The 22,830-nt window shown below is 42.2% G+C and carries 20 protein-coding genes; 11 read left to right on the top strand and 9 right to left on the bottom strand.

The window, feature by feature from the left end:
* Nucleotides 1-9 precede the first annotated feature (9 nt).
* Nucleotides 10-930: an MBL fold metallo-hydrolase gene (locus Q0688_RS02470; RefSeq protein ID WP_299072748.1), complete on the bottom strand. Its 921-nt coding sequence runs from the start codon at nt 928-930 to the stop codon at nt 10-12.
* A 154-nt stretch (nt 931-1,084) separates the two neighbouring features.
* Between Q0688_RS02470 and Q0688_RS02465 the strand changes: the two genes are divergently transcribed.
* The 9 genes from Q0688_RS02465 to Q0688_RS02425 all read left to right on the top strand — a co-directional run bounded on the left by Q0688_RS02465 (nt 1,085) and on the right by Q0688_RS02425 (nt 9,976).
* On the top strand, nt 1,085-2,146 hold the full coding sequence (locus Q0688_RS02465) for an SMP-30/gluconolactonase/LRE family protein (RefSeq protein WP_299072745.1): 1,062 nt from the start codon (nt 1,085-1,087) through the stop codon (nt 2,144-2,146).
* Between the two features lie 101 nt (nt 2,147-2,247).
* Entirely contained in the window at nt 2,248-3,282 is a 1,035-nt protein-coding gene (locus Q0688_RS02460) for a proline iminopeptidase-family hydrolase (RefSeq protein WP_299072743.1), read from the top strand.
* A gap of 137 nt (nt 3,283-3,419) precedes the next feature.
* Nucleotides 3,420-4,451: a hypothetical protein gene (locus tag Q0688_RS02455; RefSeq protein WP_299072741.1), complete on the top strand. Its 1,032-nt coding sequence runs from the start codon at nt 3,420-3,422 to the stop codon at nt 4,449-4,451.
* Nucleotides 4,452-4,539: 88 nt separating this feature from the next.
* A complete protein-coding gene (locus tag Q0688_RS02450) occupies nt 4,540-5,028 on the top strand; it encodes an immunity 22 family protein (RefSeq protein ID WP_299072739.1) in 489 nt (162 codons plus the stop codon).
* A gap of 25 nt (nt 5,029-5,053) precedes the next feature.
* Nucleotides 5,054-5,572: a hypothetical protein gene (locus Q0688_RS02445; RefSeq protein WP_299072737.1), complete on the top strand. Its 519-nt coding sequence runs from the start codon at nt 5,054-5,056 to the stop codon at nt 5,570-5,572.
* 226 nt (nt 5,573-5,798) lie between these two features.
* Nucleotides 5,799-7,334 (top strand): PQQ-dependent sugar dehydrogenase, encoded by a 1,536-nt coding sequence (locus Q0688_RS02440; protein WP_299072735.1) that lies wholly within the window; start codon nt 5,799-5,801, stop codon nt 7,332-7,334.
* On the top strand, nt 7,334-8,152 hold the full coding sequence (locus tag Q0688_RS02435) for a nuclear transport factor 2 family protein (RefSeq protein WP_299072732.1): 819 nt from the start codon (nt 7,334-7,336) through the stop codon (nt 8,150-8,152). Before Q0688_RS02440 ends, Q0688_RS02435 begins: the two co-directional genes overlap by 1 nt.
* A 43-nt stretch (nt 8,153-8,195) precedes the next feature.
* The gene (locus Q0688_RS02430; RefSeq protein WP_299072730.1) at nt 8,196-9,239 is read left to right on the top strand and encodes a sensor histidine kinase; all 1,044 of its coding nucleotides are present in this window, start codon (nt 8,196-8,198) and stop codon (nt 9,237-9,239) included.
* Nucleotides 9,236-9,976: a LytTR family DNA-binding domain-containing protein gene (locus Q0688_RS02425; protein ID WP_299072727.1), complete on the top strand. Its 741-nt coding sequence runs from the start codon at nt 9,236-9,238 to the stop codon at nt 9,974-9,976. The genes Q0688_RS02430 and Q0688_RS02425 overlap by 4 nt, the downstream gene beginning before the upstream one ends.
* A gap of 40 nt (nt 9,977-10,016) precedes the next feature.
* On the opposite strand, the gene Q0688_RS02420 is transcribed toward Q0688_RS02425, so the two are convergent.
* The 6 genes from Q0688_RS02420 to Q0688_RS02395 all read right to left on the bottom strand — a co-directional run bounded on the left by Q0688_RS02420 (nt 10,017) and on the right by Q0688_RS02395 (nt 18,146).
* Nucleotides 10,017-12,395 carry a penicillin acylase family protein gene (locus Q0688_RS02420; RefSeq protein ID WP_299072722.1) on the bottom strand — a complete coding sequence of 793 codons (2,379 nt, stop codon included), beginning with the start codon at nt 12,393-12,395 and terminating at the stop codon, nt 10,017-10,019.
* 64 nt (nt 12,396-12,459) lie between these two features.
* Entirely contained in the window at nt 12,460-13,857 is a 1,398-nt protein-coding gene (locus Q0688_RS02415) for an NAD(P)-binding protein (protein ID WP_299072719.1), read from the bottom strand.
* A 70-nt stretch (nt 13,858-13,927) separates the two neighbouring features.
* Nucleotides 13,928-14,428, bottom strand: coding sequence for a peptide-methionine (S)-S-oxide reductase MsrA (gene msrA / locus Q0688_RS02410; RefSeq protein ID WP_299072717.1), 501 nt, complete (start codon nt 14,426-14,428; stop codon nt 13,928-13,930).
* Nucleotides 14,429-14,430: 2 nt separating this feature from the next.
* Nucleotides 14,431-14,877 carry a peptide-methionine (R)-S-oxide reductase MsrB gene (gene msrB / locus Q0688_RS02405; RefSeq protein WP_299072714.1) on the bottom strand — a complete coding sequence of 149 codons (447 nt, stop codon included), beginning with the start codon at nt 14,875-14,877 and terminating at the stop codon, nt 14,431-14,433.
* Nucleotides 14,878-15,075: 198 nt separating this feature from the next.
* A complete protein-coding gene (gene nhaC / locus Q0688_RS02400) occupies nt 15,076-16,482 on the bottom strand; it encodes a Na+/H+ antiporter NhaC (RefSeq protein ID WP_367179774.1) in 1,407 nt (468 codons plus the stop codon).
* Between the two features lie 92 nt (nt 16,483-16,574).
* Nucleotides 16,575-18,146, bottom strand: coding sequence for an NAD(P)/FAD-dependent oxidoreductase (locus Q0688_RS02395; RefSeq protein WP_299072708.1), 1,572 nt, complete (start codon nt 18,144-18,146; stop codon nt 16,575-16,577).
* Between the two features lie 93 nt (nt 18,147-18,239).
* Between Q0688_RS02395 and Q0688_RS02390 the strand changes: the two genes are divergently transcribed.
* Both Q0688_RS02390 and Q0688_RS02385 read left to right on the top strand, forming a co-directional pair.
* Complete coding sequence (locus tag Q0688_RS02390) at nt 18,240-19,445, top strand: aromatic ring-hydroxylating dioxygenase subunit alpha (RefSeq protein WP_299072703.1); 1,206 nt, start codon at nt 18,240-18,242, stop codon at nt 19,443-19,445.
* Between the two features lie 170 nt (nt 19,446-19,615).
* The gene (locus tag Q0688_RS02385) at nt 19,616-20,125 is read left to right on the top strand and encodes a hypothetical protein (RefSeq protein ID WP_299072701.1); all 510 of its coding nucleotides are present in this window, start codon (nt 19,616-19,618) and stop codon (nt 20,123-20,125) included.
* A gap of 93 nt (nt 20,126-20,218) precedes the next feature.
* Here the strand turns inward: Q0688_RS02385 and Q0688_RS02380 are convergent, their stop codons facing one another.
* Both Q0688_RS02380 and Q0688_RS02375 read right to left on the bottom strand, forming a co-directional pair.
* Nucleotides 20,219-21,004: an ABC transporter substrate-binding protein gene (locus tag Q0688_RS02380; protein ID WP_299072698.1), complete on the bottom strand. Its 786-nt coding sequence runs from the start codon at nt 21,002-21,004 to the stop codon at nt 20,219-20,221.
* A gap of 76 nt (nt 21,005-21,080) precedes the next feature.
* A complete protein-coding gene (locus Q0688_RS02375; protein WP_299072695.1) occupies nt 21,081-22,484 on the bottom strand; it encodes a M20/M25/M40 family metallo-hydrolase in 1,404 nt (467 codons plus the stop codon).
* Between the last annotated feature and the right edge of the window lie 346 nt (nt 22,485-22,830).

Here is a 22,830-nt window from a genome sequence, read left to right as displayed (position 1 = left end):
TAGCCTGTGCTAATCGTTTCTTTTCATAAACTCCTTCAAATAACGCTGAGTATTATCTAAATCGTGAGACACAATGACCGAAAATGCGTCGCTTTGATCTAGTGCATGTAGCCACTTTCTAATTTCTGCGGTGCGCGCGGTATTTTCTGGAACAAACAGATAACTATAGGCCCAACTTTTTGGCATATCTTGATGCAAGCTTGCTGCATCGTTAGTTATGTCTCCTGAAAACAACAATACTTTTTCCTTAAAGGCAACGGCCCAAAGTGTAGAGCCTGGTGTATGGCCGCCTAATTCGAACGCTGCAATCCCCGGAAATTGCGGTGATTTATACAGATTATTGGTTGCACCGCTAGTAAAATAGCCTTTTTGCAAGCAAGAGTTGGCCACTAAAACTGCGCCCTCAGTGGTATTAAAATTGTGTAATTGTTGTTGGCTGGTGGTTTGTAACACCACGGCGCCCTTACCTCTTGCCTTGCAGAAGTTTTTTGTGCCTTGGGTGTGGTCAATATGTAAATGGGTATAACCTAGGCCACTAATGCTGTCGATTTCAGAACCGAGCAATTCAGAAATATTGCCTGTTACCGTTGCCTCACCTGCCTTTGAATCCATTTTTTGTAATAGCGCTGCAAAGTTTTTGGCTTCTTGATGATCCATCCCGGTATCTATTAAAAACCTTTTGCCATCCTGCCATTCCACCACAATGGAAATGTGAGAAATTTGTCCACGTTCAAGTTGCTGGCTGGAGGTAAGTATATAACTTAGTTTAGTGGGGCCATTTGGTGACTCCAGCAGAGCCAATAACGCTTCATCCTTTGGAAGTGGTGGCGTGACGGTTCGCACTTGTAAATGCGCTGGGATCAACCGCACTAAAGCAGCAATGATCGCTAGAACGATAACGGCACTGATTATTCTAAGTATCCAATTCATAAGGCATTTATATCCTGTCAATGGCTATATCTTTGGGTTAAATAATATCCCATTTCAACACAGCAGAGCTAGATTTATAATCTCAGCTCATATTTAATGATACAGGTTTTCTCATTTCAAAAGATGTGACTTAATTTTAAAAGGATAAGTAGTAATGAAAAAAGTTTTGCTAGGCATAGTTGTAGTACTAGTTGTTTTAGTCGCAGTATTGTTGCTGCAGCCTGCGCCTATTTCTGCGGCAGCCTACTCACCACCTAAACCAGATGAATTAATGGGTAATTTAGCGCCCAATCAATTATTAAAAAAAGCCGAACTGTTGGCATTAGGAAAAATTAAAGGCCCAGAAGAAGTGGCCGTAGACAACCAAGGTAGGGTGTATGGCGGCACACAAGATGGCAAGATTATGGTGCTGCTTGACGATGGCAAGCTTGACGTTTTTGCTGATACCCAAGGGCGGCCCTTAGGCATGAAGTTTGACGCAGAGCAAAACCTCATTGTCGCCGATGCCTCCAAAGGATTGTTGTCAATCGACCCGCAAGGGAAAATTAGCGTATTAGCCACAACCCACAATGAGGTGCCATTTAAGTTTACCGATGCTTTGGATATCTCCAGTCAAGGTATTATCTATTTCACTGATGCCAGTGACAAGTTTGCGCAAACCGAATATTTGTATGACCTGCTTGAAGCCAAACCCCATGGGCGATTACTGAGTTACAACCCAAAGACTCGGCAAACCAAACTATTACTAAAAGATCTGTATTTTGCCAATGGTGTCGCTCTATCCCAACAACAAGACTTTGTTTTAGTGAATGAAACTTACCGCTACCGCATTGTTAGATATTGGTTAAAAGGCCCTAAAGCCGGCACTCATGATATTTTTATCGACAATCTGCCGGGTTTTCCAGACAACATTACCAGTAATGGTAAAGGCACATTTTGGCTGGCGTTGTTTACGGTGCGAAATGAGTTAATGGATGCTTTGCACCCCAAGCCTTTTCTAAAAGAACAAATGTCGAAATTGCCTAAGGTATTTTGGCCGCAACCAGAGCCTTACGGCTTAGTGGTGGCCTTAAATGAACAAGCTCAGGTAATTCAAAGTCTGCAAGATCCAACGGGTGAACATTTAAAAGATATTACTTCTGCTCGCGAATATCACGGTTATTTGTATTTAGGAAGTTTGAACAATGATCGGATTGGAAAATACCCATTGCCTTAATTTGGGTAAGCTAGGTTCACGGTTTACTCAATTTTGAAAAGGGTTTATAGTGCTTTAAGCGTTACACAACCTTCTAATAATCAAATGGTTAGGGAATAAAAATGTATAGACTAATAGCAACAATTTGCTTGGCTTTAGGCTTGGCTGCGTGTGGGAGTACCGTCAGTGAAACCAATTCGGTAACTGCAAACTATCTCGATAATAGTATGCGCGATGACCGCTTATCTGGTGGCGTGAAAATGATCCCCATTAAAACCGTCAAAGGCACCTTTAATGTGTGGACTAAGCGTGTAGGCAACAACCCCACCATGAAAGTGTTGTTATTACATGGCGGACCAGGTATGACCCATGAATATTTTGAAGCCTTTGACAGCTACTTTCCTAGTGCCAGTATCGAGTATTATTATTATGACCAGCTTGGATCTTATTACAGTGATGATCCTGCAGACCCTAGCTTAGTGAACATTGAGCATTATGTAGATGAAGTAGAACAAGTGCGTACCGCTTTAGGACTGAACAAAGATAACTTTTATGTGTTGGGTCACTCTTGGGGCGGGATTTTGGCCATAGAGTACGCTTTAAAATACCAACAAAACCTTAAAGGCATGATTATTTCAAATATGGTGGCCAGCATTCCCGAATATAATAAATATGCGAACAATGTATTGATGTCGACTATGGATCCAGAGGTGTTACAACAAATTAAAGATATGGAAGCGGCAAAAGATTATACCAATCCCAAATATATGGAGCTATTAATTCCTCATCACTATGAACATCATGTATTACGTATGCCTAGCGAAACCTGGCCTGATCCAGTTAATCGTGCCTTTGAACATGCTAATCCTGATGTGTATGTGCCTATGCAGGGGCCAAGTGAGTTAGGCGCCAGTGGTAAATTATTGTTGTGGGATCAAACTGCTAATTTGCCTAAAATTACTGTGCCCACTTTAAGTATTGGTGCGCAGCACGACACTATGGATCCTAAGGCAATGGAAGCTTTAGCCAATCAGGTTCAAAATGGCCGTTATCTTCATTGTCCAAATGGCAGCCATATGGCCATGTATGATGATCAGGAAATTTACTTTGAAGGCGTGATTAAGTTTATAAAAGACGTCGATCAAAAGCAGTTTTAATCAAATTACCCAAGTGAGGGGATTTCATTCACTTCTAAGTAGTGAATGAAATCCTGCCCCAGACAACATTTATTCAAGTTGTATGGTTATTTCTAATCGCTATGCCCAGTGCTATTAGTATTCAGTGAGTTAACCTTATGAAAATAAACATTAAAAACGTCGCTTTGATGACCATAGCATTTTCTTGCTTAATGGGCATTACGCTGAGTTTTTCTGCAATGGCTGGCTCAGTTCAGGTGCTTGATCCTGATGTAAGTTTTCAAGCCGTGCATCGCCTTGGTGCCCATATTGTAGCTAGTGGTACCAATGGGGGGATTTATCAAAGTACCGATAATGGCGAACATTGGAGCAAGGTGGTAGGGCCTGAAAACAGTCAAGGCTTACAGTTTCGGGATATTCAGATTTTAAGTAACGGTAGTCTCACTCTAATGAGTGCAGGCGAAGGTGATGACTCTCGAATATACCGCACTGATGACGGGAAAAATTGGCAATTACAAATAGCAGGAAAACAAGCGAGCACTTTTTACGACTGTTTGCATTTTGTTAACCATCAGCAGGGTTGGTTATATGGTGATTCGGATGAAGCAGGCTTGTTTATATTGGCCACTGAGGATGGGGGGCGTCATTGGAACAGACAAACCTTGGGACTTGCAGCACAAGCAGGTGAGGGCGGTTTTGCCTCAAGCGGCACGTGTTTAAATCAAGGAGATGACAACAATATTTATATTGGCACCGGCAATGGTCATGCTCCTCGTGTACTCATCAAAGATGGAAAAAAATGGCACAGTCTTGATACACCTTTTTTGGGCGGGGAAGCGGCCGGTGTGTTTAGTGTGCAGCAAACTAAGCAATGGCTTTACCTCTTTGGTGGCAGCTTAAAAGCGCAGCAAAACTCAGCCAAAGCGCAACGCTATAATTTACAATCAAAACAGTGGAGCGCCTTACCTGAAGTGCCGTTAAAAGGCGCGGTGTATGGGTCGGCTATCATCCAAAAAGACAATAAAATTAGGGTGTTGATTGCTAATCCGCAGGGAGTCAGTGTATGGCAAGAAGGAACAAAATCTTGGGCTATGCTCAGTAAAAATAATATTTGGAGCCTTGCCTGCGATGATCAAATGGGATGTGTCGGGGTAGGTAAAGATGGCGTGGTAGAGCGTTTTACTTTTTAAGGTAATCAATAATACTTAGGGTGCTTTCGCTATTGTTGCGCCCCTATAATAGAATGCGCACATTCTCAAAAATTAGAGTGACTTTCCTATGACCCAAGACAACCAAGCATCGGCTGATAAGGGATTACTTTTTAATACCAAAGGCAAAGTGTCTGTATGGGCATCGCAACACCCTTATGCTGATATTCCAGATGAATATTTTGAGGAAACCTTTTCAAAAAAAGGTACGCGAGCCACTAATACTTGGTCAAAAAATTACAAAATTCGCTATTTTGTGCCGCAACAGATGGAAACCAACGGTGCCCTTGAAGGCACGGTTGATATTCACCAAGCGGCAGGTGAATGCTCTTGTTCAAGCTCTTTTATTGTGAATTTGATGAGTAAAGCCAAGAAAAATAATATGCTGCAAGTGAGCTGGATTATTTTACTGTTCGAACAGCAATATAGCGTGAAACAAAGTGCTGTAAGCGAAGACGAATACACGACTTTTTTAGGGGCTTTTAACTACGATGCCGCCAGCGAAAGTCTGTTAGGTGAAGATGACGATTTAGAAGAAGTCGATAACGACTCAGAATAAAGATAAAACACCAATAAGGGTAACCATGGCATCAACAAAATTTCATAACAGTATTCGCAAATACCATCGTTGGTTAGGCTTTTTTTTGGCGGGCATGATAGCTATTTATTCGGTAAGTGGGATATTGCTCATTTTTAGAAAAACCGACTTTTTGCAATTTCCGCAAACTGAAATTCATCAGCTAGAGCCGGGCTTACAAACCGAGGCATTGGCTAAAACCCTAAGGATCAGAAACTTTAAAGTGGAGTCAGACGTTAAGGGGGTGATTATGTTTAACTCGGGGCAATATGATAAACATACCGGAGAGGCGGTTATCAATACCATCGACTATCCTATGCCGCTGGCTAAATTGGTGAACTTACATAAAGCCACGCACAACAGCCCGCTATTTTTTCTTAATATCAGCTTTGGTGTTGCCCTGCTGTTTTTTGTTGTTTCGGCATTTTTGATGTTTATGCCAAAATTACCTTTTTTTAAAAACGGTGTGAAAATATCCCTTGCTGGGGCGTTATTTGCCCTGTTATTTGTGATTTTTGCTTCCTAAAAGTGATACCAATTCATCCTAACAGGAAGACAATCAGCTCTTCCTGTTAGGACTATCACATGCCTTAAAGACAGCTTAGCACTGCATTTTTACCGCTTATCCTGCTATATGACCTTTTAAAGATTTATCCAAAACCCGGCAATTTATTGTTCTATTCTACGCAGCAATATTTTTTCAAAATCAATCAATAACGCATTGATGGGTTATGTCTTTAGGATGAACATTTATGTATAAATATTTAATTAGAGGGCTGTTACTGCTTTTGTTGTTATGGCTGATGCCCGTTCAAAGTCAAACCATAAACCTAATAGAAGCAATAAAGGTCAAAAATGGCCATCGAGCCGAAGCCTTGTTTTATTACCAAAACAATTGGCGAATTTTCCGTGAGTCTGCACTAGCTCGTGGTTATATTGATTCATATGAGTTTGTTGAAGCGAGTTCACAGCAAAATGCCGAATTTGATTTTTTATTGATCACTCGATTTGCCAACCAAGATCAGCAAGATAAGTCAGAGCAACGCTTTGATAAAATCATTGCTCAAAGAACCGGCTTAATGCTGCTTAATGAGATTGAACCCAAAGATTTTAGGCAAAGTGTTTTTGTCAAAATGGCAAAGGGTAACAACAGTGCTGGCACACATTTGGGCGCTGTCGTCAAAGAACAGCTAATAGACGGACTCGACAACCCTTGGAGTATGGCCTTTATCAATGAATCAGAAGTGTTAGTGAGTGAAAAAGACGGCAACTTACTTAAACTTAATTTACTGACAAAACAGAAAACCATCATTCAAAACTTCCCTAACGACCTAGCAAAAGCTGTTGCTATTGATGTGTCCAAATACGAAAAGGGCATTTATCCCGCTTCGATGAATGGCATTTTAAGTAGCTACAATATGGGCATGTTTGATGTGGTGCTCGATCCAAACTTTGCCACTAATCAATTGTTGTATGTTTCTTACGTGTCAAAAAAGGCCGATACCTATACCACTAAAGTGATCCGCGCCACCTTAAACAACAATCAGTTAGCTGATGTTAAAACCTTGCTTGTAGCCGACCCTTATACACCTGGTGGTTATCATTTTGGTGGAGGCTTAACCTTTGGCCAAGATGGAAAACTGTATATCACTATAGGCGAACGGTTATTTAATGAAATGAATCAGCCGGCTATGCCCATCGCCCAAAACTTGTTAGACAAAAGAGGGAAAATTCACCGTATTAATCCCGATGGTTCTATTCCCACCGACAATCCCATTTTTGCCAACAGACAAAGCAGCATTTATGCCATTGGCATTCGGGCTGCTCAAGGTATAACGGTCAATCCTGACAATGGCGATATATGGTTTTCTGAGCATGGCACTCATCAAGGCGACGAATTAAATCTACTAAAAGCAGGGGCCAATTACGGCTGGCCAATCAAAACTACCGGTAAGTATCGATTTAAGGAGTATCAACCGCCCGCACTATCAGAGCGAACCTTTAGTCGACCAAAATGGTTTTGGAAACACACAGTAGCGCCCACAGGTTTAACTTTTTACAAGGGTGATGAGTTTCCACAGTGGCAAGGTGATTTATTTATACCAGGCCTAAGTGGAGGCAGTTTATGGCGCATTCGAATCGAAGACGAAAAAGTGAAAGCAACAGAAGAGCTTTTTGTTGATGACAGAGTGCGGTCACGAAAAGTTGTGCAAAGCCCAATGGGCAAACTGTACCTATTAACCGATGAAAACAACGGCAAGATCATGAGAATTAGGAGAGCAAAGTGATGAAAAGTATTACATATTTGGTTTTGTTAGCGTGCCTTACATTTAGCGCTAACGCCCAACAAACCTCAGATTTAAACGATATTGAAGCCGTGACTAAACCCTTGATGTCTTATTTAACGGGGCATATTAAAGGAGATAAAGTGCTGCTTGGTCAGGCGTTACACAGTGAAGGCAAATTAAGTTACTTAGGCTCAGGGGAATATCGAAAAATCGAATTTTCAGATTACTTAAGTAGAATGAAACTTCGAGACCCCAACGACGGCGTTTCGCGCATTCCCTATATTAAACATATAGATGTCACGGGCAATATGGCGGTAGGAAAGTTAGTGCTCGACTATTCAAGCAGGCTCTTTACCGATTATATGACCTTGTTGAAAATTGCAGGTGAATGGAAAATTGTTAACAAAACCGCTTATTCAATAGGCGATCCCAACAATAATAAAGCAGCAAGTGTTAATATCCCCGAGTTACTTGCGCCGATAAAACGATTGATACAAGGTTACCAGTCAGGAGATATCGCCCCGTTGTCTAAGGTGTATCAAAAAGATGCAAAAATTATGTCTATTCAAAAAGGTCGGTTTCAAGCGGTTGATCTGAATACCTTTATAGGCAATTTTAAGCAGCAGTTTGCAAAACATGAGCTTATCAAAGAGCATCAAATCCAAAACTTGGATGCGACGGGTAACGCTGCTCTGGTTAAAGTGTTGTTTCAATATTCCGAGTCATCGAGTGCCCACTATTTGTCTTTGTTAAAAGTCGATGGCATGTGGAAAATAGTGAATCATGGGTTTGATGTTACCGCTACAAAAACAAAATAAATCGCAGGAGTAAGGGTAAATTGACAGCCAAAGGCTTGTATAAATGAGTTTTGCAAAGCTAACCAACACATTATGGAAATGGCAAGTGATGGGTTGGCTTGTTTATTTTGTTCTGATGTTTTTAACTTTTCTCACCCGAGAGACGTCAGAATCTCTTAGCTATATTTTTGTCATTAAGTCTTTTCGGACTTTAATTGGTTTTTTATTAAGTTGCTTGTTGTGGTTGATTTATCAACGGCTGATTAACAGCCAGTCAATCAGCAAAATGATACTGATTATTGCTCTGTGTTCAGCCTTTTTTGGCATAGTGTGGACCGCGCTAGAAACGACGTTATTTTGGTTAACCTTGGCAGATTATGACCTTTTGCATTCTTTACAATTTAAGCCAAGAGTTGCATTAACCTATACAGTCACTTTGATGGCATGGAGTGCCATTTATTTTGGCGTAACCTATTGGAAACAGGCGCAAGTTGAGCATCAAAACACCTTGCAGGCGAAAATCTTGGCTGAAACCGCACAGTTAGACATGCTGCGCTACCAAGTGAATCCACACTTTTTATTTAACGCTCTCAATTCAGTGCGAGCTTTGATCCATCCAGACAATCCCGCTGCAAAACAAATGATCACTCAACTCTCAGAGTTTTTAAGGCACTCACTTATGAGTGATAAAAAAAGCCAAAATAGCTTAGCAGAAGAGTTACAAGCCATTGAAAATTACCTCGCCATTGAAAAGGTTCGTTTTGAAGATGCCTTAGACATCACTTTTGATATTGATGAGTCGGCCAAAAACGTAATGTTGCCAAGTTTTTTACTTAATCCATTAGTTGAGAACGCCATTAAGCATGGATTTAAAACAAGTACAGATGTTTTGACGGTCATTATTTCAGCAAAATTAACAGCTGACAGATTGTTTATAGAGGTGAAAAATAGCGGTAAATTAACGCCAAGCAATACCAATAAAAACAGTCATATTGGACTAAATAACGTGCAACAACGATTAGAAAAACAGTTTCCTAATCAGAGTTCATTTTTGCTACATGAAGCAAATGGCATGGTGATTGCCGGCATAGAGGTTGCTTTAAAATGACCTCTAGAGCCCTGATAGTGGATGACGAAAGGTTAGCTCGGCAAGAACTTCGGCTGCTTTTAGAGGATATTAACGAGGTGCAAATAATTGGCGAAGCCGCTAATTTGACCGAGGCCATTGCTGTTATTAAAACTGAGAAGCCAGATTTGGTCTTTTTAGATATTCAACTAAGGCATGAAAATGGTTTTGATTTGCTACACCAAGTAAAGCACAACTTTAACCTTATCTTTGTGACAGCTTTTGACGAATATGCCATCCGCGCCTTTGAAATTAATGCCCTCGATTATCTATTAAAACCGGTCAACCCCAAAAGGCTTAAAGCAGCAATCGATAAGTTATATCAAGCCCCACATACAAAAGTGCCGCCTGATGCCGATGAGCAAACCTTAAGTATTGATGATCCTATTTTTTTAAATCTTGGTGAGCAGTCGCACTTTTTACACCTGAGGGATATTTCCCATATATGTGCTTCGGGTGATTACACTGAGGTATATTGTCTAAATAAAACAAACAATAACAATCCGCTTCTAGTGGAAAAATCCCTTAAAAACTGGGAGCAACGCTTGCCAGAAAAGCACTTTGTGCGTATCCACCGCTCTACCATTATCAACATTAACCAAATTGATTCTATGGAAACGCAAGTGAATCGCACTATGAAAGTAAACCTAAAAAACGCCTCTGAAAGATTTACCGTAAGCCGCCGTTTCGCGAGTAAAATTAAACTACATTTCACTTGAGCAAAACGACTAGGTATTCCGGTTTAAATCCGCATTCGGGTTAATTTACCGGTGTAAATTGCAACTCGCTGACGGTATTCGCGGCCACATCTGCTTCGCTAAAATGCTGCTTCATATACTGGCCTTTAATATAAGGCTGTGCTTGATCTTGGTAGTGGGTATCAAAAGGCACACCACTTTGACCTACAGGATTGATCCCCAGCGCTTGACTGGCATCAGCAAAGTCCACTAGGCGGCGAGTCGATGGACCATAAGCCACCGCCCAAGGTGCAGGACCCATTTTATTGGATAGGTTGTTAGGTGTTTCATGTCCACCTGGAGAGGCAAACTGACCCACGTTGAATAGTTTATCAAGCGGACGTTGTTGGCTTAATGGATGTTTGTGGGTGAGCGTATGTGCAACTCCCCAACCCCAAGTGCTGGTATCTGTACCAAAGGTCGCACTAAGGTGTTCTAAGCTGGCGTTCCAAGCATTAACGACTATTGTTGTGCGATCTTCAGTGTTTGCTGTGGTGCGATCATCCCACCAAGGTGAGTTGGCTTGTGCGGCTAATCGCGGTAACGCAAAATCAATAACTCGCGTGCTAGTTAAGGTGGCAAAATAGTTGTCACCCATTTCGTCAAACATGGCTTCTTTAGCAAGTTGGTAAACAAACTGGTTAAAAATGGTAGGGGCGATGTCTGCTATCTTATGTTCTCCATTCCAAGTGCTGAGTAGTTGCACTAGCTGTTGTTCATCGGCACTGGCACTCGCTTTTATGATGGGAAGCAAAGGGCTAAGTAAACGTTTTGCATAACCACTGCCTGTGTCTAGTTGTAAGGCTTGGCTGTTTTCTAGGTTCCACTTTACAGTCGTATCGGCTAACTGTTTATCAAGTTGTATGGCACGGGCAGGCAGGTTGTAATAACCAGGCACCTGAATACCACTTGCTGGTACAGGTTGATGGTTGGCCGAAACAATATAACCACGCTCTGGGTTTTCTTCCTGAGGGTTAGCGCTAAAAGGTTCAAAACCTAGTTTGTCGGCCTCAGCACTTGCGCCGTTGAGGATAAAGCTAGGATTCACGCCCGCAGGGCGAATAGGCAGTTTTGCTGCCGCCCACCAGCCTATATCACCACTGGCATTGGCCCAAACTATGTTAAGACCCGGTGCATGGATTTTTGAGGTGGCCGCACGGGCTTTTGCCAATGTATCGGCATGGTTTAGCTCATAGAAGGCATCAATAATGGGATTTTCGGTTTCAAGAAAGGCCCACCACATGGCGATTGGCGTGGTGCCCTTATGTTTACCCAGCGCATCGTTCACTATGGGCCCATGAGGAGAGCGGCGGATCGTTAGGGTTTCTGACGCTGCACCTTTTACCTCAATCACTTCTGTGCGACTTTGCATGTCTACCCATTGGCCTTGATACCAAACCTGATTGGCATTGTCGGGATTAACCTTTTCAGCGATAAGGTCAATATCATCGTTTTGGAACATGGTAATGCTCCAACCAAAGTCCATATTATGGCCAAGGCTAGCCATAGGATTAAGCGCTTGATGATGGCCATATAACTCAAAACCAGGGTAAGACAAATGGGCTTCGTACCAAACAGCAGGAACAGCAAAACCAATGTGTGGGTCGCCTGCTAAAAGCGGTTTGCCACTTGCGGTGCGACTACCCGATACTGACCACGCATTACTGCCTTCAAATAGTGCAATGGAGTTATCTGTAAGCCCTTGCTCACTTAAATAGGCGAGGTGATCAAGCCCTTCCCAGTCTTTTGCAGTAAGACTAGTAGGTACTACGCCTTCTGGATGCCAAGCTAAGTCAAATACCTCAAGATATTGTTCACCAAGCTGGTCACGTACGTAAGTCAAAAGTGGCTCGGTACGAAACGCCGCTGCAAAACTATAAGCCATATAACCACCCACACTAAGGGTATCTTGTGCTGTGAAGGGGCGTTTTTCGATCCCTAGCATGTCAAATTCTAATGGCGCTGGATGTGTATTCTGGAATTGATTGATGCCGTCTAGGTAGGCATCTAACACTTTAAAGGCTGTAGAGTTGGGATCTAACTTAGCCACATAGGCATCGGCATGTTGGCGAATGCCAAGCGTACGAAATAAGCGGTCTGTGTCGAGCAATTTTGGCCCAAGGATTTCAGCTAGTTCACCTCGTGCAAGGCGACGGGCCATTTCCATTTGAAATAAGCGATCTTGGGCATGCACGTAGCCAAGTGTGCGATAAGTGTCGAGTTGATTTTGGGCCTTAATATGGGGCACACCACGTTCGTCATAACGCACACTAACAGGTGCTTGCAAATGAGTGAGCTGAATATCACCATTTCGCTGCGGTTGTTTGCTTTGTATGTACCAAACACCTGTGGCTCCCAGAGCCAAAACAATAACAAGTAACACTTTTAAGACAAACTTCATTGAACACTTCCGTTTTGTAATTTCATTAAAATAACGCTAACTAAATGTGTGTGGTGAGTAAAGGTTATGAACCCAACTCTGCTTTATACATTTTAAGCTTACCAATAGCAGGTTTCGCCGCTTTTCGCATGCGATTAAGTACCGCTAACTTTTTGAATTCGTAAAATTTTACCGAAGCAACCATCTTCATAAAACCGTCGAGCCGATTATTTTGCAACCATGTTTTTAATCCAGGCTCTTTAGACCAGAAAAATTGGTTCATCATATTTTGATAGGTGAGTTCAATCCAGTCGTAATCATGGTTTGGCAACACAACCACACGGCACAGGTTGTTCTTTTTGTCGATGTTTGGATAAGTTAACTCGATATGGGCAATAAAAGATGCGCTAAACACCGGCTGATAGGCCCGCACCGTTTGTAAGGTGATAGTGTTATCTTTGAATACTGACGTTATCTCAAGATTAGAGATAGCACTGGCGGTGCAATCGACTATAGTTTGCCCTTCTGGAATGTTTACTTCTGTTTCTTCAAATCGCATTTTATCATGATGTAACGACAGCACTCGTCCTTGGCGGATCACATTTTTGACTTGCTGAATCAGTTGTAATTCTTTTTTACTGACAGTGGCGCCATGAAACATTTTGGGGAGCACTTCTGAGTCCAAACGCAAAAACACCCCTGCTTTTTCAAGGCGTAAAAACATATCGGCTAAAGACGTTGATTCGGCAATGGCTTCCATTTGAGCGGCTTGGGCACCAATAGAGTCGAAGAAAAAATCCGCTGAAGGCTGGGTGTTCTTCCGGTCAATAAACCAGCCATCTCTGGGCATCACCCACATAATATTGTTGGCGGGTACGCCATGCTCTAACAGCCATAAACAACTATCTATGGCGGTTTTACCGCCTCCTATTATGGTGACACCTTTAATAGGGGCAGCTAAAAACGGTAGTTTGTTAGGCGGGATAAAATTAACACCTTGGTCTACATGAAAAGCAGGGGTATGGGTGGCCGGAATACTGGTTTTGTAATAAGTGGCATCCACCAACTTTTGATAGCCAAGCTGAATTGTTTCACCTGTAACCAGTGACCTAATCACGCCATCGCCTAAATGCTCGCACCTTGGGAAATAAAACACTCGTCCGCTGGGTAAAAATGCTTCGTGCATTAGGTCACAATAATAAGCATTGATTTGGGCACCGCTGGCCAACTCGTTTAGGCCCTGATTTAATCCCACTTTATCAATCACGCCGCGGCTTAATTCTTTAGAGCTGACACCGTAAAAGGCAGAGGGTTGATGTAAAGTCACAAAGGGATAGGCATGGTTCCAGTGGCCACCGGGTTTGTGTTCTTTATCGACCAAGATGATAGTGGCAGATGATTCGGACAGCAGCGTGTCGGCAAAGGCCATACCGCTGGCGCCGGCACCTACTATCAGGTAGTCAGCATCAACTTTTTCAAACATCTGTGCTTTCCGTTTACATTTTTAGATGACGATAATGTAATGGGATTACATGAAAAGTACAGATTTTAATTTAATTTGCTGTGGGAAGTTTCCAATCGGGTCTTGCAAAGTGGCAAGTGTAACCATTAGGACGGGTTTCTAAGTAATCCTGATGTTCGGGTTCCGCTTCCCAAAAATCACCGGCGGGTTCTACCTCGGTTACGACTTTACCCGGCCACAAACCAGAGGCGTCGACGTCAATTATGGTTCGAAGTGCTTCGGCGCGTTGCTCGTCAGTCACATAATAAATGGCCGAACGATAAGAGGTACCCGCATCGTTTCCTTGCCTGTTTTTAGTGCTAGGATCATGAATTTGAAAGAAAAACTCTAAGATACGTCGATAGTCGATAATCTCATTGTCGAACATTATTTCAATGCCTTCTGCATGCGTACCGTGATTGCGATAGGTAGCATTAGGTACATCACCACCAGTGTAACCCACACGGGTTTCGATAACGCCAGGACGCTTACGAATAAGATCCTGCATGCCCCAAAAACAGCCACCGGCTAATACTGCTCGTTCAATCGCCACGTCTAAATCTCCTCAACTTGATCTAAATAAGCAGCGTAACCTTGGCTTTCCATGTCATTTTTAGCAATAAAACGCAAAGACGCAGAGTTAATACAATAACGCAAGCCTCCTTGGTCTTGAGGCCCATCAGGGAATACATGGCCTAAGTGGCTGTCACCGTGAGCAGAGCGCACTTCGGTACGGGTCATGCCATGAGTTGTGTCGGTGAGTTCGTTAATATTGGCTGCTTCTATCACTTTAGTGAAACTTGGCCAGCCACAACCCGATTCATACTTAGCCGAAGACGCAAATAACGGCTCGCCCGAAACAATATCCACATAAATACCGGGCTGGGTGTTGTGTAATAACTCACCTGTGCCTGGGTGTTCGGTGCCATTGTTTTGGGTGACATGAAATTGCTCTTTGGTTAAAGCAGAAATGGCAGTTTGTGACTTTTGGTAAATACTCATAATTTCCTCATTGTCTATTATATCTAAGAAGGATGGCCTACTGACTCAATCTTAGTTGGCTATTTAGACGTTTAGATGGCTATAGTATGCTTATTTTACTAATAGAGCACCAATTAAGTTGTAATAATATAAATGAAATAGACCTAATTCCATTTTGGCTCGATTTCTAAAGGGGGGACTTAATGAATGATGGCTGGTTTATGCTTGCGCGTTTTTAGTTTTACCTGTTTTTCTACGCTTTAAAATTTTTACATTCATAAAGGCGAATAGCAGCGCCACAACGGGGTTGATAAGGTTAAAAAAGCAGTAGGGCAAATAACCAAATGTGGCGACGGCTAAGGTACCGGCCATAAACACCCCACAAGCGTTCCAAGGAATCAGCGGTGAACTGAGGGTGCCGGCATCTTCTAAGGTACGAGATAGATTGACCGAGGCCAAGTTACGTTTTTTGAATTCTGATTTCCACATATGCCCGGGCAAGACTAAGGACATATATTGGTCGCCAGTGACGATATTCACGCTTAAGCAGGTGGCCATGGTTGATGCGATGAGTGAGCCGGTAGAGCGTACAAATTTCATTAATACATTTAATAACACCTCAATGTAGCCAATTTTTTCCAATACTCCGGTCATCATCATAGAGGCAATTACTAGCCACACCATGTTCACCATTGATGCCATGCCTCCCCGCGACAATAAGCTATCGACACTTGGGTTGTGGGTTTGAATGCTAAAACCATCGAATAAAACCTGCCACATAGCTTTAAAAATCGCCGCAGGGTTAGTACTCGATGCAAAATTGACCAGAACATCGTATTGAAATATTAAGGTAAAGACACATGAAAACAGCGATATGCCTATTATGGCGATAAAAGCTGGCGTTTTTTTAATGGCCAACCCAAGTAACAATACAATAGGCAGTAAATTAATCGGTGAAATAACAAAGTGCTGACTTAAGGTTTGCATAAAAGCATCGATGCTATGTTGGTTGCCTTGAGTAATAGGCGTTTGTAAACCTATCACTAAAAATAGACTCACGGCTATCACAAAACTGGGAACTGAAACCCAAATCATATGGCGAATATGATCGAATAAATCACTACCGGCTATAGATGGGGCTAAGTTGGTGGTTTCTGATAAAGGCGACATCTTATCGCCAAAATAAGAGCCAGAGATAACTGCTCCAGCGGTGATTTCTGGTGACAGTTCAAAACCATAAGATACACCCATTAGTGCCACACCCACAGTGGCGGCAGTGGTCCACGAGCTGCCGATACAAATGGCCACTAAGGCACAAATCAAACAACTTAAGGGATAAAAATAACTGGGGGAGAGGATATTTAGCCCATAATACAACAAGCTAGGCACGGCACCAGATAGCATTAAACTGCCTATTAATGCGCCCACCGATAAAAATATTAAATTGGGGCCAGTGGTTTTGACAGATGAGGCAATGATGCTTTGCTCTATTTCAAGCCAACTTATGCCATTTTTAAAACCAACTAAAGTGGTGAAAAATGCGATGACCATCATCGCCACTTGTGTGGCTCCCGACAAAGAATCACTACCAAATAAAGCAATCACCGCACCCATTAAGGAAACCAAAATGACGCTTACCAAAAGAAAGTCGAAACGACTTAACGGTTTAGTAACGGTGCAGTGCTGATTGGACTCGATAGTGTGATCCTTAGCTATTTCTAGTTGTCTTTTAAGATTTCTCGCGCCGCATTGTGGCCCGGCGCACCTGTTACGCCGCCTCCGGGATGCGTACCCGCACCACACATATACAAACCTTTTATGGGCGAACGGTAATTACCATGTCCTAGCAAGGGCCGAGTGCTAAACATCTGATCTAAACTCATATTGCCGTGCATAATGTCACCTTTAGTAAGCCCGAATGTACGCTCAAGATCAAGGGGGCTCATCAGCTGACGTCCTAACACCGATGCTTTAAAACCGGGGGCGACTTTTTCCACTTGTTCAATGATCAAATCGGCGGCGGCTTCGCGGTGTGTATCCCAATCCATATCGGGGTCAAACTGTTGGCAAAACAAACTGGCTACGTGCTGACCTTCTGGTGCTAACGTATCGTCAAGGGTTGACGGGATAAGCATTTCGACTATGGGCGCTTTCGACCAACCATGTTGTTTTGAGTCGCGGTAGGCTTGGTCAATATAGTCACAGGTTGCGCCTACAATAATGCCACCGGTTAGGTGATCGGCAGTAGCGCGTTCTTGCTGTGACAAGCAGCTGAATTTAGGTAATTCACTAAGAGCCACATTCATTCGAAAGGTGCCAGAGCCATTTTTATAATGTTTCATGCGCCGTGCAAAATCTTCGGGAAGTGCTTGTTGATCAACCAGTTGGTTATACAACAGACTAGGATTTAAGTTTGAAACGATAACCTTGGCTTCTATGGTTTCGCCACTTTCTAGTAATACACCGTAGGCTTTACCATCTCGCACTAACACTTTTTTTACGGCTGCATCGGTTTGAATATCAACACCTTTAGCAATGGCTGATTTGGCCATAGCTTGGGTAATAGCTCCCATGCCACCTATGGCATGGCCCCACACGCCTTTTTCGCCGTTAACTTCACCAAAAGCATGGTGCATCAATACATAAGCAGAGCCGGGCGTTTGTGTATCGGCGTAATTGCCTACTATGCCATCAAAAGCAAACGCACCTTTTACGTATTGGTTTTCAAAGTATAAATCTAAGAAATCTGAGACACTTTTGGTGAAAATATCCAGCACTATACGTTCGTCCTCAACAGGCAGTTTGCGAAGGCGATTACCAAATTTTGCTGCTTTGAAGATGTCTTTTATTCCACCACCTACATTAGGAGGCGTTTCTAACAAAAAGTCGCGGATCAAGTCAGCGGCCATGCCGGTATCTCTAAAGTATCTATCGAGTGCCTCTGCATCTGATTTTGAAAAGCGGGCTATTTCAGCTTTTAAATTATCTGAGCCCACCACAAAAGCTAAAAAGTCATCATTATCATGGGGCCACAAATTGTTGACCTTTCGATGCACAATATTAAGGCCATTTTTATGCAATTCTAGGTCGGCAATCACCTTAGGATTAAGCAAACTTACGGTATAAGAGGCCACCGAATTTCTAAAGCCGGGATGAAACTCTTCGGTCACCGCAGCGCCGCCTACAACATGGCGGCGTTCTAGTACTTTTACCTTTTTACCGCTCATAGCAAGGTAGTTGGCACACACTAACCCATTGTGCCCGCCGCCTATAACAATTGCATCTACCATCTGTTTTCCTAAATGTGTATTTTGATGATTGACAGTATTTAACACCCGTTCAATACTGTCAACAACCCAAATTTTGGAGGTACAGCAAGGCTAATGGCACAATCAAAAAACGATAAAATTAAGCAACTTTTAGCCGAGCAGCCATCTGGGTTTTCCTTGGCGCAAAGTTTTTATAAAGATGCCGATATTTATCAAACAGAAATCGATAATCTGTTTTTGAAACATTGGTTGTATGCAGGGCACCTATCCCAACTAGCTAAAGCCGGCGACTACTTTACCTTTGAATTTGATAGCGAATCGGTGATTGTGCTGCTAACCGCTTCAGGCGATGTCAAAGCCCATATGAATGTGTGTCGTCATCGGGGTTCAAAAATTTGTTTAACGTCTTCGGGAAATCAAAAGTCCTTAACTTGCCCTTATCATGCGTGGAGTTACAACTTAGACGGTGAGTTAATTTCTGCCCGTAATATGCCAGAGGACTTTGAGCCTGCAGAAAACGGTCTGCATCAAGTAAAAGTAGAGCTGCTAGGCGGCCTGATTTTTGTCTGTTTGCATGATAACCCACCAAGTTTGAGTGCCTTACGTAGAGATTTGTCACCTTGTATCCCGTTATTTGGCCTTAACAGTATGAAATTGGCCGCGCATAAATCTTATGTTATTCCTGCAAATTGGAAGTTAGCGGTTGAGAATTATCAAGAATGTTACCACTGCGCCCCATCTCACCAAGAATTTGCCAAAGTACATGCTATGGCTAAGTCACCGCAAGTGTTCAAAACAGCAAAAGATAAATTTAAACAAGCCAACCAAGGTAACCCAAAATTTGCGACTTTTGATTGTTATTTCGACTTAGCCGAAGACGGCCAAGAAGGTTATCAATACGACCGCAATCCGCTGTTACGCCATGCCGTAAGTGGCAGTGCAGACGGCAAAGCGGTAGCGCCGTTGTTAGGTGCCATTACTGAGTATGACGGCGGCGCGTCTGAGTTAATGATTGGGCCGCTAAGTTATTTTTTAATTTACGACGACTACATGGTGGCCTATCGGTTTTTACCTCGCTCAATAGACGAATGTGTTTGTGATGTTTCTTGGTTTGTAAATAAGCGTGCCATTGAGGGCAAAGACTACCAACTAGAGCAACTGACTTGGCTTTGGGATGTGACCACCCAAGCCGACAAAACCATCATTATGAACAATCAAAAAGGTGTAGATTCACGTTTTTATCAACCCGGAAGATTGTCTGAAATGGAAACTTTCCAGCAGAGTTTTTTGAATTGGTATTTGCAAGCCTTGGTTAAGTAATTCGTGATAGCACAAAGTGCTGAATATGGCTTGATTGATCAAATTTGGTGTCTGATTTTTATACACTTTTACAAGCAGATAAATGTAACGTGTTGTTTTATAAGGAAGGAATACTTCTTGCTTAGACGTTTGTCGTTAAACTCTGACTAAAAACACAAAGGCAGGCAAACATGTTGAAAAATATTAGAGGGATAATTGTTGTTTTAGCATTGATTGGGTGGGGCGGCGCTGCAAACGCTACGCTAATTTTCGACTTTTCATTTAAGAATGTGAGTAATGGTGGCGGATTAGTGACTGGTGAGATATTGGGGCTAAGTGACAACGTTACAGGTATGGCGACAAGTTTTCGTATTTTAAGTAATACCTCAGGTTTTGGTATTGGTGAATATATAGAAACGCAACCAGCGGGTTTGTTCACAGTTGCATCCGGTGTGTTAACGGGCGCAAGTTTCTTTAGCTTTGCAGCTAGTAATTCTAACGGAGCCTCTATGGGACTTAGGCTTAACCCTAATGGAAGAGGGTGGGTTGGATTAACTAATGGTACAGATAATATTTTGCGGAGATTAACAACAACCGGATTCACTGTAACGCAAAGAGTCAGTATTCCTGCACCCTCGACTCTGGTTATCTTTACATTGGCTTTGGTTGGGCTTGGTTTAGCAAGGCGTGAAAAAGCGTAAACTCTCATAACAAATAAACTCGACATCAGTCGGGTTTTCTGTGTCTATTTCATCAACATAAGTTGTGGGCAAGTGAGAATAACAAGCCAATATTTAAAGTAAGTTGGCCAAATTTGAGCTGTATTTTTTTCTTATGCTTGAAAATGTGCCATTTCGCTCTAATTTTCTCATAGTGTTTTGCAGCTTATCCACAATGTTTTGTTCAGTATTAAGGCTACAAGCTAAATGAAAATCTAGGGTGAGTTCTTTGAGGTTATACACCTTTTTATATTTTGTGGCGGCTTGGGTACTTTTAACTCTATGGAAAATAAGCTCATCATTCAGCACAACCAAATCAATATTACGGTTAGCCTTTTCTAATAGTTCAAGAAGTGCGTCATAGTTATCCATAACATAAAGGTTATCTCCCTCGACAAAACCTTGAGATAATAGGAAATGATGGGCTACATCTTCTCGTATCACAGCTGTTTTATAATTCTTGGTATCTTCTAATGATGATATTTTCAGCTGTTTTGAAGCTAAAGAGTAAAAAGAGGTGCTGGCGCTAATAATATGACCAATCCAGTTAAATAAAGGCTCTCGTATTGGGATGCGGCCTATGGAGTATATACAGGTGTTTTTTTCACGTTTAGCAAGGTTAAAGGATAAGGCCCAAGGTAAGGCTTCTATTTTGTAGTTGAATTTTGCTTCATCTAGGGTCTTCTTGACGATTTCGGTTGAAATACCCGTTATTTTATCTTTATCGACAATTTGAAAAGGCGCCAAGTGCTCAGTAACTATGGTCAAATCTGTTGCATAAATACACTTGCTTAGCAAAATTGAGCCAATAAAAATTCCATTTAAAAGTAACGCACTGACTCTCATGTGTAAAAATTTCATTAATAAAGCATTTGACAGCATTCTACCTATTTTTCTAATTATTGTAATTCAAAGTAGCACTTAAAATTGTGCTAAATCAATTATTAGGTTTAGCACCCGTTAACTCCTTTAAAATGATACTCCAATGATCTAGGCCATCATAAAAGGTTTTAATAGGTAAACGTTCATTCAAGCCATGAGCAAACATTTCATCGGGGCGCATAAACCCACTAGACATGGCCCAAGTTGGAATGCCAGCTTTACGAAAATGCTTCCCATCTGTGCCCCCTGATTCCATATAAGCGATGACTTTTACGTTAGGGTAACGAGCATGAACGGCTTTATTAATAGCGGTCATCACATCTTCACGTAATTCTGATATAGGGCTTTCTGTTGGGTCGCCTAAAATCACAAATTCGATGGCGTCGTTTTTCACCACTTTTTGTAGGGTTTGTTTAACTTCTTGCACACTCGTTCCGGGGAAAATACGGCAATTGACGGTTGCAGTAGCAGATTGGGGTAAAGCATTTTCGGCATGGCCGGCGCTGAGCATAGTGGTTACGCAAGTGGTGCGGGTTGTACCCACGTAGGAGGACTCAATGGCTAGTCGGTCAGATGCCTTTTTATTAGTAGGATCTTTAGCAAAGGCTTGCATGGCCATTCCTAATTCGCCGCCCATTTGTTTTCCAGATACGTCGAAAAACTCCCGGGTCATATCACTCCACATCACTGGGAATTGATAATCTCTGATGTGATGTAAAGCGCTGGCCAGTTCATAAATGGCGTTGTCGGGACGGGGTCTTGAGCTATGACCACCTTTATTGCGTAACGTCAGCTCAAAACTGACATAGGTTTTTTCAGCCGCTTGCACTAAATAAGCTAAAGCTTTGCCATTTTGATCTAAGTCGCCCCCGCCTGCATCAGAATTTAACGCATACTCAGCCTTTGCTAGTTTAGGATGGCTGGCAAGCATTTTAGTGGTGACCATGCCGGTTTCTTCATCACCAGAAAAAGCCAGAAAGATATCGCGATCAGGAACAAAGCCTTGTTTTTTTAAGCGGATAAAGGTGGATGTCAACATAGCAATGCCAAGTTTGTTGTCTATGGTACCGCGGCCATAAAAATACTTGTCATCTTGGGTGAGTTTAAAGGGAGGGCGCTGCCAATCTTTATCTAAAGCTTCTACTACGTCCATGTGACCCAGCAGCAAAATAGGTTGTTTGGCAGTGGCGCTTTTGCCTAGGTATCGGGCAATAAACAAGGCCGTTTCACCTGTAGGAATAATTTGTACATCTTCGGGTTTAAAACCAGCCTGTTGCAGTTCTTTGGCTAAATAGGCCGCCATTTCTGGTACTTTTCCACGGCCCGCCACAGTAGGAATACCTATGATTGTTCGGTATATCTCTAAGGTTTTTTTAGCGTGGTGGGAGTCTTTTAGTACGGCAGCTTGAATAGATAGCGAGGATAACATTAGTAGGCTGAGTAATAGCGTTTTGGACATTCTGATGTTCCGTTAATCAGTAAAAACAAGTGTTAACTCTAGCCCTAATTGCTAGAAAGTGGCAATTTGTTATGAATTTAATTGGCGGTTATTGAGGTTACTGTAAGAATGACGTCTTTATGAGTAAACCAATTGCTGGATGAAATTTGTACTATCGAATGGGATGTATCTATAATGCCTATTCTGTTCACTTTTCAATAACTTGCTGTCAATTTGGGTTTTAGATCACTAACAGGCGATAAATTGGAAAGATCTTATAAAAATAGTATTTAACCCGAATTCGGGATAAGGAATGTCGAAAAATACAGATTTACATTTATATTTCAAAGACTTACTTTTATTAAAA

It is taken from the genome of uncultured Paraglaciecola sp., from assembly GCF_937123705.1.
In the GTDB taxonomy this organism is placed as follows: Bacteria; Pseudomonadota; Gammaproteobacteria; order Enterobacterales; family Alteromonadaceae; genus Paraglaciecola.
The sequence above is the reverse complement of the archived record's forward strand: the minus strand, read 5'-3'. Positions and strand labels throughout refer to the sequence as shown.